The organism is Phycicoccus sp. 3266, from assembly GCF_031456495.1.
GTDB lineage: Bacteria > Actinomycetota > Actinomycetes > Actinomycetales > Dermatophilaceae > Pedococcus.
Genome location: NZ_JAVDUW010000002.1, coordinates 839,550 through 851,042 on the forward strand (window position 1 = coordinate 839,550; position 11,493 = coordinate 851,042).

Annotated in this window: 12 protein-coding genes; 10 read left to right on the forward strand and 2 right to left on the reverse strand. The window is 73.3% G+C overall.

Going from position 1 to position 11,493, the window contains the following annotated elements; genetic code table 11:
- The first annotated feature begins 64 nt into the window (after nucleotides 1-64).
- Together J2X64_RS13840 and J2X64_RS13845 are read left to right on the forward strand one after the other, a co-directional pair.
- Nucleotides 65-910, forward strand: a complete 846-nt coding sequence (locus J2X64_RS13840; protein ID WP_310155525.1) for a GNAT family N-acetyltransferase — start codon at nucleotides 65-67, stop codon at nucleotides 908-910.
- The gene (locus J2X64_RS13845) at nucleotides 907-1,104 is read left to right on the forward strand and encodes a hypothetical protein (protein WP_310155528.1); all 198 of its coding nucleotides are present in this window, start codon (nucleotides 907-909) and stop codon (nucleotides 1,102-1,104) included. The genes J2X64_RS13840 and J2X64_RS13845 overlap by 4 nt, the downstream gene beginning before the upstream one ends.
- Here J2X64_RS13845 and J2X64_RS13850 read toward each other — a convergent pair.
- Nucleotides 1,098-1,712 carry a pyridoxamine 5'-phosphate oxidase family protein gene (locus J2X64_RS13850; protein WP_310155531.1) on the reverse strand — a complete coding sequence of 205 codons (615 nt, stop codon included), beginning with the start codon at nucleotides 1,710-1,712 and terminating at the stop codon, nucleotides 1,098-1,100. The genes J2X64_RS13845 and J2X64_RS13850 overlap by 7 nt on opposite strands.
- A 106-nt stretch (nucleotides 1,713-1,818) precedes the next feature.
- On the opposite strand from J2X64_RS13850, the gene J2X64_RS13855 reads away from it, so the two are divergent.
- The 8 genes from J2X64_RS13855 to J2X64_RS13890 are packed head-to-tail and all read left to right on the forward strand — an operon-like array spanning nucleotide 1,819 to nucleotide 9,328.
- Nucleotides 1,819-3,603, forward strand: a complete 1,785-nt coding sequence (locus J2X64_RS13855) for a proline--tRNA ligase (RefSeq protein WP_310155534.1) — start codon at nucleotides 1,819-1,821, stop codon at nucleotides 3,601-3,603.
- The gene (locus J2X64_RS13860; protein WP_310155536.1) at nucleotides 3,600-4,370 is read left to right on the forward strand and encodes an HAD family hydrolase; all 771 of its coding nucleotides are present in this window, start codon (nucleotides 3,600-3,602) and stop codon (nucleotides 4,368-4,370) included. Before J2X64_RS13855 ends, J2X64_RS13860 begins: the two co-directional genes overlap by 4 nt.
- 33 nt (nucleotides 4,371-4,403) lie before the next feature.
- Nucleotides 4,404-5,153, forward strand: coding sequence for a TSUP family transporter (locus J2X64_RS13865; protein ID WP_310155890.1), 750 nt, complete (start codon nucleotides 4,404-4,406; stop codon nucleotides 5,151-5,153).
- A complete protein-coding gene (locus J2X64_RS13870) occupies nucleotides 5,144-5,863 on the forward strand; it encodes a nucleoside/nucleotide kinase family protein (protein ID WP_310155538.1) in 720 nt (239 codons plus the stop codon). Before J2X64_RS13865 ends, J2X64_RS13870 begins: the two co-directional genes overlap by 10 nt.
- 56 nt (nucleotides 5,864-5,919) lie before the next feature.
- Nucleotides 5,920-7,350, forward strand: coding sequence for a ferredoxin reductase family protein (locus J2X64_RS13875; RefSeq protein WP_310155540.1), 1,431 nt, complete (start codon nucleotides 5,920-5,922; stop codon nucleotides 7,348-7,350).
- A gap of 8 nt (nucleotides 7,351-7,358) precedes the next feature.
- Nucleotides 7,359-7,928, forward strand: a complete 570-nt coding sequence (locus tag J2X64_RS13880) for an FMN-binding protein (RefSeq protein WP_310155542.1) — start codon at nucleotides 7,359-7,361, stop codon at nucleotides 7,926-7,928.
- Nucleotides 7,925-8,683: an FAD:protein FMN transferase gene (locus tag J2X64_RS13885; RefSeq protein WP_310155545.1), complete on the forward strand. Its 759-nt coding sequence runs from the start codon at nucleotides 7,925-7,927 to the stop codon at nucleotides 8,681-8,683. Before J2X64_RS13880 ends, J2X64_RS13885 begins: the two co-directional genes overlap by 4 nt.
- A 24-nt stretch (nucleotides 8,684-8,707) precedes the next feature.
- The gene (locus J2X64_RS13890; protein ID WP_310155547.1) at nucleotides 8,708-9,328 is read left to right on the forward strand and encodes a histone deacetylase; all 621 of its coding nucleotides are present in this window, start codon (nucleotides 8,708-8,710) and stop codon (nucleotides 9,326-9,328) included.
- On the opposite strand, the gene J2X64_RS13895 is transcribed toward J2X64_RS13890, so the two are convergent.
- Nucleotides 9,306-11,282, reverse strand: a complete 1,977-nt coding sequence (locus tag J2X64_RS13895; RefSeq protein WP_310155551.1) for a thioredoxin domain-containing protein — start codon at nucleotides 11,280-11,282, stop codon at nucleotides 9,306-9,308. The two genes, J2X64_RS13890 and J2X64_RS13895, sit on opposite strands and share 23 nt — an antisense overlap.
- Nucleotides 11,283-11,493 lie beyond the last annotated feature (211 nt).

Here is an 11,493-nt window from a genome sequence, read left to right on the forward strand (position 1 = left end):
CAGCAGCGGGGAGCGGCGACCTCGTTGCGGCGCGGTGTACCCCGGTGGGGCCTAGGCTGACACCGTGCTGCGCACCCGCAACCCGGTCCACGCCCTGTCGGCGTCGGACCGCGACGCCGCCCTCGAGGTCTGCTCCCGCGACCTCGCGGCGAACGTCTTCGTAGCGGCGCGGCTGCTCGAGGGGGTCCTGACGACGCAGCCGGGGACGGTGCTCGGCCACAAGGTCGACGGGCGCCTGCAGTCCCTGTGCTGGTCCAGTGCCAACCTGGTCCCCGTCGAGGCCGACGACCAGAGCCTGGCCTGGTTCGCCGACCGCGTCCGCCGGTGGCGCCGGCACTGCGCCTCGATCCTCGGACCCGCCGACCAGGTCACCGAGCTGTGGCGGCTGCTCCAGCCGACGTGGGGCCCCGCCCGGGCCGTGCGCACCGCCCAGCCGCTCATGAGCATGATGGAGCTGCCCTCCTCCATCGGGGTCGAGCTCGACCCGCGGGTGCGGCCCGCGCGCCTCGACGAGGTCGACCTCGTGATGCCCGCCGCGGCCCACATGTTCGAGGGGGAGATCGGGTACAAGCCCTACACCGGCTCCGGCGCGGCCTACCGCCAGGCGCTGCTCGCCCTGATCGAGCGGGGGCACACCTTCGTGGTGGTCGAGGACGGCGCGGTCGTCTTCAAGGCCGACGTGGGGTCGGTGGCCCTGGGGTGCGCGCAGATCCAGGGCGTCTGGCTGGCGCCGCACCTGCGCGGCCAGGGCCTCGCGACCGCCCTGATGGCGTCGGTCGTCGAGCAGGTCATGCAGACCCGGGCCCGCTGGGTGACGCTGTACGTCAACGACTTCAACGCCAGCGCCCGGGCGACCTACCGGGCTGTCGGCTTCACCGACGTGGGGACGTTCTCGACGGTCCTGCTGTGACCGGCGTCGAGGACGAGGACGTCGGACCCGGGACGATCGGGTACTGGTTCTGGGGATCGCTCCTGGCCTTCGGCGCGTTCCTCGTGGTGGTGCCGGGGCGCGACCCCCGTGCCCGGTTCTGGCTCGTTGCCGGGATCGTCCTCGCAGCCGCCTCGTCCGTCGGCCTGGTGCGCGTGCTGCTCCGACGTCAGTAGAGGCCGGTCGAGTACTGCGTGCCGTAGTAGCGCTCGAGCTCCTCGATGGAGTCCTCCGGCCGCTCGAGGGCCTTGGCGATCTGCGGGCGGGAGCCGACGGCCATCGGGTCCCAGGTCTCCGGGTGCCAGAGTCGGCTGCGCATGAAGGCCTTCGCGCAGTGGTGGAACGCCTCGTCGACCTCGACCACGAGTGCCAGCACCGGTCGGTGGCCCTTGACGACCATGTCGTCGAACCAGGGGGCGTCGCCCACGAGGTGGGCGCGCCCGTTGATGCGCAGCGTGTCTCCCCGGCCGGGGACGATCGAGATCAGCCCGACGTGGGGGTTGGAGAGCACGTTGCGGTAGCCGTCGGCGCGCTTGTTGCCCAGCCGTTCGGGCACGGCCACGGTCGTGTCGTCGAGGACCCGGACGAAGCCGGGCGGGTCTCCCTTGGGCGAGACGTCGCAGCTGCCGTCCGCGGCCGAGGTCGCGACGAGGCAGAACGGCGAGGCGGCCAGCCACTCGCGGTCGAGCTCGTGCAGGGCCGGGCGGACCTTGTCGCGAGCGCGGGGAAGCGGCTCGCCCAGCAGTGCCGTGAGCTGTTCGGGCGTCTCGATCCGCGTCGTCATGCCGCCAGTGTGGCAGGAACCCTGGAGGGCGCTTCGAAACCGCGGTGAGCACGCGGCACACGGACAGATATCCTTCCCGGTGGCCCCCCACCCGAAGGAGACCGAAGTGGCCCTGCGCATGTCGACCCTGTTCCTGCGGACCCTGCGCGAGGACCCAGCGGACGCAGAGGTGCCGAGCCACAAGCTGCTCGTCCGCGCCGGCTACATCCGCCGCGTCAGCCCCGGCATCTACACCTGGCTGCCGCTCGGCCTCAAGGTGCTGCGCAAGGTGGAGGACATCGTCCGCGAGGAGATGGACGCCATCGGCGCGCAGGAGCTGCTGTTCCCCGCCCTGCTGCCCAAGGAGCCGTTCGAGGCGACCGGGCGCTGGGAGGAGTACGGCGACAACATCTTCCGGCTCAAGGACCGCAAGGACGCGGACTTCCTGCTCGGGCCCACGCACGAGGAGATGTTCACCCTCGCGGTGAAGGACCTGTTCTCCTCGTACAAGGACCTGCCGCTGTCGATCTACCAGATCCAGACGAAGTACCGCGACGAGGCCCGTCCGCGCGCCGGCCTGCTCCGCGGTCGCGAGTTCGTCATGAAGGACAGCTACTCCTTCGACATCGACGAGGCCGGCCTCGACAAGGCCTACCAGCTGCATCGCGACGCCTACATCCGGATCTTCGACCGGCTCGGCTTCCACTACGTCATCGTCCAGGCCATGGCCGGCGCCATGGGCGGGTCCAAGAGCGAGGAGTTCCTCGCCACCGCCGAGAACGGCGAGGACACCTACGTCCACTGCCCCCACTGCGGGTATGCCGCGAACGTCGAGGCCGTGCGGGTGCCCGCGCCCGACCCCGTGCCGTGGGACGGCGTCCCGGCCGCGCATGCCGAGGACACCCCCGACACCCCGACCATCGAGACGCTGGTCGACCACCTCAACGCCGCCTTCCCCCGCGAGGACCGGCCCTGGGCGGCGAGCGACACCCTGAAGAACGTGCTGGTCGTGCTCGCGCACCCCGACGGCACCCGCGAGCCGCTGGCCATCGGCGTGCCCGGCGACCGCGAGATCGACGAGAAGCGCCTCGGCGCGCAGGTCGAGCCCGCGAGCGTCGAGGCGTTCGACGAGAAGGACTTCGCCGCGAATCCCGCGCTGGTCAAGGGCTACATCGGGCCCGGCGCGCTCGGCACCGAGAACGCCTCCGGCATCCGCTACCTGCTCGACCCCCGCGTCTCGGAGGGCACCCGCTGGGTGACCGGCGCCGACGAGTCCGGAAAGCACGTCATCGACCTCGTCGCGGGCCGTGACTTCACCGCCGACGGCACCATCGAGGCCGCCGACGTGCGGCCCGGTGACGCCTGCCCGTCGTGCGGGCACGGCCTGGAGTCGGCGCGCGGCATCGAGATGGGCCACATCTTCCAGCTCGGCACGAAGTACGCCGAGGCCCTCGACCTCAAGGTGCTGGACCAGAACGGCAAGCTGCAGACCGTCATCATGGGCTCCTACGGCGTCGGCGTTTCGCGCGCCGTGGCGTGCGTCGCCGAGGGCAACCACGACGAGCTGGGCCTGCGCTGGCCGCGCGAGATCAGCCCCGTCGACGTGCACGTCGTCGCCACCGGCAAGGACGTCACGCGCGACCCCGAGGTGTTCACGACCGCCGAGGACGTCACTCGCGCCCTCGAGGCGCAGGGCATCTCGGTGCTCTACGACGACCGCCAGAAGGTCAGCCCCGGCGTGAAGTTCAAGGACTCCGAGCTGCTCGGCGTGCCCACGATCGTCGTCATCGGCAAGTCACTGGAGAACGGCGTGGTCGAGATCAAGGACCGCGCGACCGGCGAGCGCCGCGAGGTGCCGGTCGGCGACGTCGTGGCCGAGGTGGTCCGCGAGGTCCGCGGCAGCGACTCGTGACGACCTCGACCCACGGACCCGTCGAGGCGGTCATCTTCGACTGGGGCGGGACCCTGACGCCCTGGCACGAGGTCGACCTGCCGGCGCAGTGGCGCGTCTTCGCCCGTGAGGTCCACGGCATCCCCGTGGAGTCCCGCGACATGGACCCCGAGGACCTCGCCGAGGCGGACTCGCTGGCCCACCGCATCCTCGTGGCCGAGGAGGCCGCGTGGAAGCGCGGTCGTACCGACCACTCCAGCGCCTCGCTCCAGGAGGTGCTGGCGGAGGCCGGCGTCGACCCCGAGCACGACCGGCACCACCTGGCGCTCGCGGCATACCAGCGCTTCTGGGAGCCGCACACCCACACGGACCCGCAGGTCCGCCCGCTCTGGGAGGCGTTGCACGACAGGGGGATCCGCGTCGGCGTCCTGTCCAACACGATCTGGTCGCGCGCCTACCACCGCGAGCTGTTCCAGCGCGACGGCGTGCTCGACCTCGTCGACGGCGACGTGTACTCCTCCGAGATCCACGTCGTGAAGCCGCACGCCGAGGCGTTCCTCGCGGCGTGTGCGGCCGTGTCGGTGCAGCCCGAGCGTGCGGTCTACGTCGGCGACCGGCTCTTCGAGGACGTGCACGGGCCGCAGCAGGTCGGCATGCGCGCGATCTGGGTGCCGCACAGCGACATCCCGGTCGAGCAGCGGGTCGAGGTCGACGTCACGCCGGACGCCGAGGCGCACCAGCTCTCGGACATCGTCGGCATCGTCGACCGCTGGATCGCCGGGCACTGAGTGGGCGACATCGCGACGAGCACGCTGCTGCTCATGGCGTTGGCCGGTTTCGCCGCCGGCTGGGTCGACGCCGTGGTCGGCGGTGGCGGGCTCGTGCAGCTGCCCGCCCTGCTGCTGGGCTTCCCGGGCGCGACGCCGGCGCAGCTGCTCGCCACGAACAAGGTGTCGTCGGTCTTCGGGACGGCGACGAGCTCGCTGACCTACTGGCGTCGCGTGCGGCCCGACCTGCGCACGGCCCTGCCGATGGCGGCGGTCGCGTTCGTCGGGTCGGCCGGCGGTGCGCTCATCGGGCTGCACATCCCGAAGTCGGCGTTCAACCCGATCATCCTGGTCATGCTCGTCGTCGTGGGCGCCTACACCGTCGCCCGGCCCTCGCTGGGGCAGGAGACGGCGCTGCGGTTCGACGGCCACCGGCACACCGTCGTGGCGATGCTCACGGGGTTCTGCATCGGCGTCTACGACGGGGCACTGGGGCCGGGCACCGGCAGCTTCCTCGTCTTCGCGCTCGTGGGGCTGATGGGCTACGCCTTCCTCGAGGCCAGCGCCAAGGCCAAGATCGCCAACCTGGCCACCAACCTCGGCGCGCTGGCGGTCTTCGCGCCGGGCGGGCATGTCATGTGGGGGATCGGCCTGGTCATGGCCGCGGCCAACCTGCTCGGCGGCTACACCGGCGCCCGCACCGCCGTGGCCCGGGGGAGCCGGTTCGTGCGCGTCGTGTTCGTGCTCGTCCTGGTGGCCTTCATCGTCCGCATCGGCGGCCAGCTCCTGGGGTGGTGGACCTGACCGGCGACTCGTCGGCAGCCGTGGCGCCGGACGAGCGTCTCCTCGTCCGGGTCCGTGCGCTGGCCGCCGCGGCCAGGGCCGACGGCCGACGGCGCGTCCTGGGCATCGCCGGTCCACCAGGCTCGGGCAAGACGACGCTGGTCGCGGCGCTGCTGGCAGCGACCACCCGCGACCCCGGCGTGGCCGGGCACCTCGCCCACGTGCCCATGGACGGCTTCCACCTCCCCGACGCCGACCTCGTGCGCCTCGGCCGCCGTGACCGCAAGGGAGCGCCCGACACGTTCGACGCCGCGGCATACGCCGTGGTGCTCGGGTCGGTGCGCGAGGTGCCGCGCCACGAGGTCGCCGCGCCCGCGTTCGACCACGCGGTGGGGGAGCCGGAGGCCGGCGCGCTGGTCGTGCCGGTGCAGGCGGACGTCGTCGTCACCGAGGGCAACTACCTGCTGCTCGACGACCCGGCGTGGCAGCCCGTGCGCGACCGGCTCGACGAGGTGTGGTTCTGCGCGCTCGCGGACGACGTGCGCGTCGAGCGGCTGGTGCACCGGCACGTTGCCGCGGGCCGGGGGACGCAGGACGCGCGCGCCTGGGTGCTGCGCTCGGACGAGTCCAACGCCGCCCTGGTCGGGCCGACGGCAGCGCGGGCCGACGTCGTGGTGGTCGACGGGCGGGTCGTCGGGGCGCGCCCCGACGAGGGGCCGGACGAAGACTGACCCCCGTCACGGGCCCTCCACAGCAACCTCACAGACGGCGGCCGCAGAGTCTTCCCGTGACCTCGACCGACCTCGCCGACGCCATGGCGCCGGCAGCCGCCTCCGCCCGGACCGCCCGGCGTCCCCGCACCGTGCGGCCCGTGCCGCACTGGTGGCGGGACGCCTCGGTCGCGCTGTTCTGGTTCGTCGTGCTCTTCGTCGTGACGCTGTGGGTCGCGAACGGCGGCGTGCAGGACCTCGGCAGCCTCGGCACCGCCATGACCTCGCTCGGGCGGCTCACCGGGCTCGTGGCCTCGGCCCTGCTGCTCGTGCAGGTCTTCCTCATGGCGCGGATCCCGTGGTTCGAGCACGCGTGGGGCCAGGACGCCCTGGCCCGGACCCACCGGTACGTCGGCTTCACCTCCTTCAACCTCCTCTGGGCGCACATCGTCCTGATCACCCTCGGCTACGCCGCCACCGGACCCAAGGGGCTGTGGGGCACGATCGTCGACTTCGTCGTCAACTACCCCGGCATGCTGCTGGCCGTTGCCGGCACCGTGGCGCTGTGCATGGTCGTCGTCACCTCCGTGAAGAAGGCCCGGGCGCGGCTGCGGTACGAGTCGTGGCACCTCATCCACCTCTACGGCTACCTCGGTGCCGGGCTGGCGCTGCCCCACCAGCTGTGGACCGGTCAGGAGTTCCTCACCTCCCGCGTCTCGACCGTCTTCTGGTGGACCCTGTATGCCGTCTGCGCCGGTGCCGTGCTCGTCTACCGCCTCGGGCTGCCCGCCTGGCGCTCGCTGCGCTCGCCCATCCGCGTGGTCTCGGTGCGGCAGGAGGCGCCCGGCGTCACGTCTGTCGTCGTCGGTGGCCCCGGGGTGGAGCGGCTCGACGCGCTGCCCGGCCAGTTCTTCCAGTGGCGCTTCCTGGACGGACCCGGCTGGACCCGCGCCAACCCGTACTCGCTCTCCGCGGCACCCGACGGGCGCCACCTGCGCATCACGGCCGCCCACGTCGGTGACGGCACCGCCCGGCTGGCGCGGCTGCGCCCGGGCACGCGGGTCCTGGTCGAGGGACCCTACGGCCGCCTGCACGAGGGGGTGCGCACCCGGCGCAAGGTCCTGCTCATGGGCTCGGGCATCGGTATCACCCCGATGCGGGCGCTGCTCGAGGGCTTCCGGCAGGCTCCCGGCGACGTCACCGTCATCCACCGCGCCCGCACCGGGCAGGACCTCGTCCACGCCGACGAGCTGCACGAGCTCGCGACCCAGCGCGGCGCGCGGTACTTCACCGTCGAGGGGCCCCGGGTCCCGGGGCGGGAGACCTGGCTGCCGCGCTCGGCGGCCCACCTGACCGACGCCCAGGCCCTCGCCCAGCTCGTGCCCGACGTGGCCGAGCGGGACGTGTTCCTGTGCGGTTCGCCCGGCTGGATGGAGGCCGCGCGCCGCGCCGCGCTGGCCTGCGGCACCCCGGGCGAGCGCATCCACCTCGAGCGGTTCACGTACTAGGAGCACCCGTGCGACGCATCACCCTGTGGGGACTGTCCACCCTCACCACCCTCGTCCTGCTGTTCAGCTACCACACGTCCACCGGCGCAGGGACCTCGCTCGCCGCGCCCGTGGTGGCCCAGTCGGGCTCCGCCTCCGGCAGCTCCGGCTCGTCCTCGGGGTCCTCCTCCGGCTCGAGCAGCTCGACGGGCAGCGGCTCCAGCGGGACCTCCGGCAGCAGCTCGTCGGGCAGCTCCGGGTCATCCTCCGGCAGCTCCGGGTCGTCGGGCTCGTCCTCCAGCGGCTCGAGCAGCTCCTCCGCCACCAAGACCTACGACGGTGACACCGCGCAGACGCGATGGGGTCCGGTGCAGGTCCGGATCACCGTCCAGGGCGGCAAGATCACCAACGCCGAGGCGATCGTCTACCCGAACAACAACGGTCGCGACGTCGAGATCAACTCCTACGCCCTGCCCGTCCTCAACCAGGAGGTCGTGCAGGCCCAGAGCGCGAGCATCGACATGGTGTCCGGTGCGACGGTGACGTCCGACGGCTACCTGCAGTCACTGCAGTCGGCGATCGACCAGGCGCACCTGTGACCGCCGCCGTGGCCACGGGCCGGGAGGACGCGGTGACCGACACCCCTCGGCGCGCCTTCGTCGAGCAGGTCATGGGCATGCCCGTGTCCGTCCACCTGCGGGGCGACGTGGACTCGCAGGCCGCGGACGCCGCCGTCGCGCAGGTCTTCGCGCACCTGCGCAAGGTCGACGAGGTGTTCAGCACGTGGCGCGACGACAGTGAGCTGTCCCGGATGCTGCGCGGCGGGCTGGACCCGCGGGTCGCCCACCCGTGGCTGGCGGAGGTGCGCGAGCTGTGCACGGTCGCCGAGCTGCGCACCGGCGGGCTGTTCAGCGCGCACACCGCCGACGGCGGCTACGACCCCACCGGCCTGGTCAAGGGCTGGGCGGTCGAGGGTGCGGCGGCCCACCTGGCGCACGTCCCCGGCATCTCGTTCTGCCTCAACGCCGGTGGTGACCTGGTGGCCGGGACCGGCTACGGCGCCGCCCCCACCTCCTGGCGCGTCGGCATCGAGGACCCCCGCGACCGCAGTCGCGTCGCGGCGACCGTGGACCTGACCCGTGGCGGCCTGGCCACCTCCGGCACCGCCGCCCGGGGGGCGCACATCCTCGACCCGCGCTCCGGCGCCGCCGTGGAGCGGTCGGGCTCCGCGACCGTCTGGGGGCCGACCCTGCTGTGGGCCGACGTCTGGGCGACGGCGCTCTTCGTCGACCCGGTGGCCGGCGTCGAGGCGCTGGAGCTCGCCGAGCCGGCATACCGGCACCTCGTGCTCTGACCCGGCTGTGGCACGGTGGAGCCCGTGCAGGTCTGGTACGCGTGCTACGGCAGCAACCTCCGACGTGACCGCTTCCTCTGCTACGTGCAGGGCGGCCGGCCGCCGGGGGCCCGGCGCAGCTACCCCGGCGCCCGCAACGCCGCCGCGCCGGCCGACGACCGGCCGATGACGCTGCCGGGCAGCGTCCTCTTCGGCTGGGAGTCGCCCACCTGGGGCGGGGGGATCGCGTTCTACGACGCGGCCGCGGACGGCACCACCCTGGCGCGGGCGTACCTGGTCAGCGACCAGCAGTTCGCCGACGTCGCGGCGCAGGAGATGCACCGTGAGCCCGGCAGTGACCTGGACCTCGCCCACGTCCTCGAGCACGCCCGCCACGACGTCGGCCCGGGGCGCTACGAGTCCCTGCTGCTCGTCGGTGAGCTCGACGGCCACCCCGTCCTGACCTTCACCACGCCCGATGCTGCTGCGGTGCAACGCAACTCGCCCGCACCGGCATACCTGCGCACCATGGCCGAAGGGCTGCGCGAGGCGCACGGCCTCGACGACGAGCAGGTCGTGGACTACCTGCTGTCGTGCCCGGGGGCGGTCCCCGGCTGGGACGCCGACCGGCTCGCGGCGGAGGTCACCGGGCCAGCGCGGCGCTGAGCGCGGCGGCGTCGGTCACGGGCGCGTCGCACACGAACCCGCGACAGACGTATGCCGCGGCGGCACCTCCCACGAGCGGCCGGTCCGCCAGCAGCGGCACTCCGGGGGAGTCGGGCTCGCCGTGCGCCAGGACCAGTCCCGGCGACGACGACGCCCGGGCCACCCCGAGCAGCTCCTCCGCGTCCGGGCCGTCGCCGACGACGGCCACCTGCAGCGGCCCGGCCACGGCCGCCTCGGCCACCGCCAGCGCCCACCCCGCGAACCGCGGGTCGCGGGCAGCGAGGAAGCCGGAGGAGGCGAGCGCCGCCTCGGCGCGCTCGCGCATCGCGGTGTCGCCGGTGAGGGCCGAGCACGTGAGCAGGGCGCCGGCGATGGCGGACTGGCCGCTCGGCTCGGCGTTGTCGGCAGCGCTGCGTGGCCGGAGCACGAGCGGCTCGGCGTCGGCAGCCGTGTCGTGGAAGCCGCCGTCGTCCGCGCCGAACTGGTCGACCGCGACCTCGAGCAGCTTCCGGGCGGCGTCCAGCCAGCGCGCCTCGCCCGTGGCCTGGTGCAGCGCGAGCAGGCCCTCCGCCAGGTTCCCGTGGTCGTCGGCGACGGCAGCGGCGGCGCCGACCCGGCCGTCGCGCGAGGAGCGGCGCAGGCGCCCGTCGACGAGGTGGGTCCGCACGACGAACTCGGCGCAGCCGCGGGCCAGCTCGAGCAGTGACGGGTCCGCCAGGGCGACGGAGGCGTCCGCCAGGGCGGCGACCGCCAGGCCGTTCCAGGAGGTGACGACCTTGTCGTCCCGGGCGGGCTGCGGGCGCTCGTCGCGGGCCGCCAGCAGGCGGGAGCGCGCGCCGGCCCACCACCGAGGGTCGTCGGGGTCGGTGCGCAGCTGGAGGGTCGAGGAGCCGTGCTCGAACGTGCCCGCCTGTGTCACGGACAGCAGCTCCGCGGCGCGGGTGCCGTCCGGCTCGCCGAGGACCTCGACGAGCTGCTGCGGCGTCCAGGCGTAGGTGAGGCCCTCGACGCCGTCGGTGTCCGCGTCGAGCGCGGACGCGAACCCGCCTGTGCCCGTGAGGAGGTCGCGACGCAGGAACTCGGCCGTCTCGGCCGCCACCCGTCGCGCCAGCGGGTTTCCGGTGGCGCGCAGCCAGTGGGCGTGGACCCGCAGCAGCTGGGCGTTGTCGTAGAGCATCTTCTCGAAGTGGGGCACGACCCAGTCGGCGTCGACGGAGTAACGGGCGAAGCCGCCGCCGAGCTGGTCGTACATGCCGCCGCGGGCCATCGCGGTGCACGTGCGCTCGACCATCGCGAGCGCGTCCGCCGACCCGGTGCGCGCGTGGTGGCGCAGCAGGAACTCCAGCACCATCGACGGCGGGAACTTCGGCGCACCGCCGAAACCGCCACGGGCGTCGTCGAACTGGCGGCGCAGACCGGCCGCCGCCTGCGCCAGCGCCTGGTCGTCCAGGCTCGTCGGAGCCGCCGCCGTGGTCATCTCACGCAGCCGTCCGGCGATGTGGGCGCTGCTCTCCAGCACCCGCTCGCGCTGCTCCGCCCAGACCGTGCGCACCTGCGCCAGCAGCTGGAGGAACTGCGCCTTCGGGAAGTACGTGCCCGCGAAGAACGGCTCGCCGTCCGGCGTGAGGACGCACGTCATGGGCCATCCGCCGTGCCCGGTCAGCGCCGTCGTGGCGCTCATGTAGACCGCGTCGACGTCGGGCCGCTCCTCGCGGTCGACCTTGACCGCCACGAAGTACGGGTTGAGCGCGGCCGCGACCTCCTCGTCCTCGAAGGTCTCGTGCGCCATCACGTGGCACCAGTGGCACGCGGCATACCCGACGCTCAGCAGGACGGGCACGTCGCGGCGGCGCGCCTCCGCGAACGCCTCCTCACCCCACTCCTGCCAGTCGACGGGGTTGTCGGCGTGCTGGAGCAGGTAGGGGGAGGTCGAGTCGGCGAGCCGGTTGGGCATGCGCCCACCGTATGCCGGGTGCGCGCGCCGCGTCGGCAGGGCCCCGTGCCGGAAACCGGACCAACGCTTGACCCGGATTTGCCTTACCGAGGGTCAGAAACGCGCTTTCATGGGCGTCGTCAACTGGACACGCACCGGTCCGCACGCCGCCGCGGGGCCAGGCTCACCAACAGCCGGGTCGCAATGGCGCGACCCGGCGGATCGGAGATGC

Excerpts from the sequence above, each read along its gene's own strand:
- J2X64_RS13850 (WP_310155531.1), bottom strand. The coding sequence starts at position 1,712 with ATGACGACGCGGATCGAGACGCCCGAACAGCTCACGGCACTGCTGGGC.
- J2X64_RS13865 (WP_310155890.1), top strand. The coding sequence starts at position 4,404 with ATGGCGTTGGCCGGTTTCGCCGCCGGCTGGGTCGACGCCGTGGTCGGC.
- J2X64_RS13895 (WP_310155551.1), bottom strand. The coding sequence starts at position 11,282 with ATGCCCAACCGGCTCGCCGACTCGACCTCCCCCTACCTGCTCCAGCAC.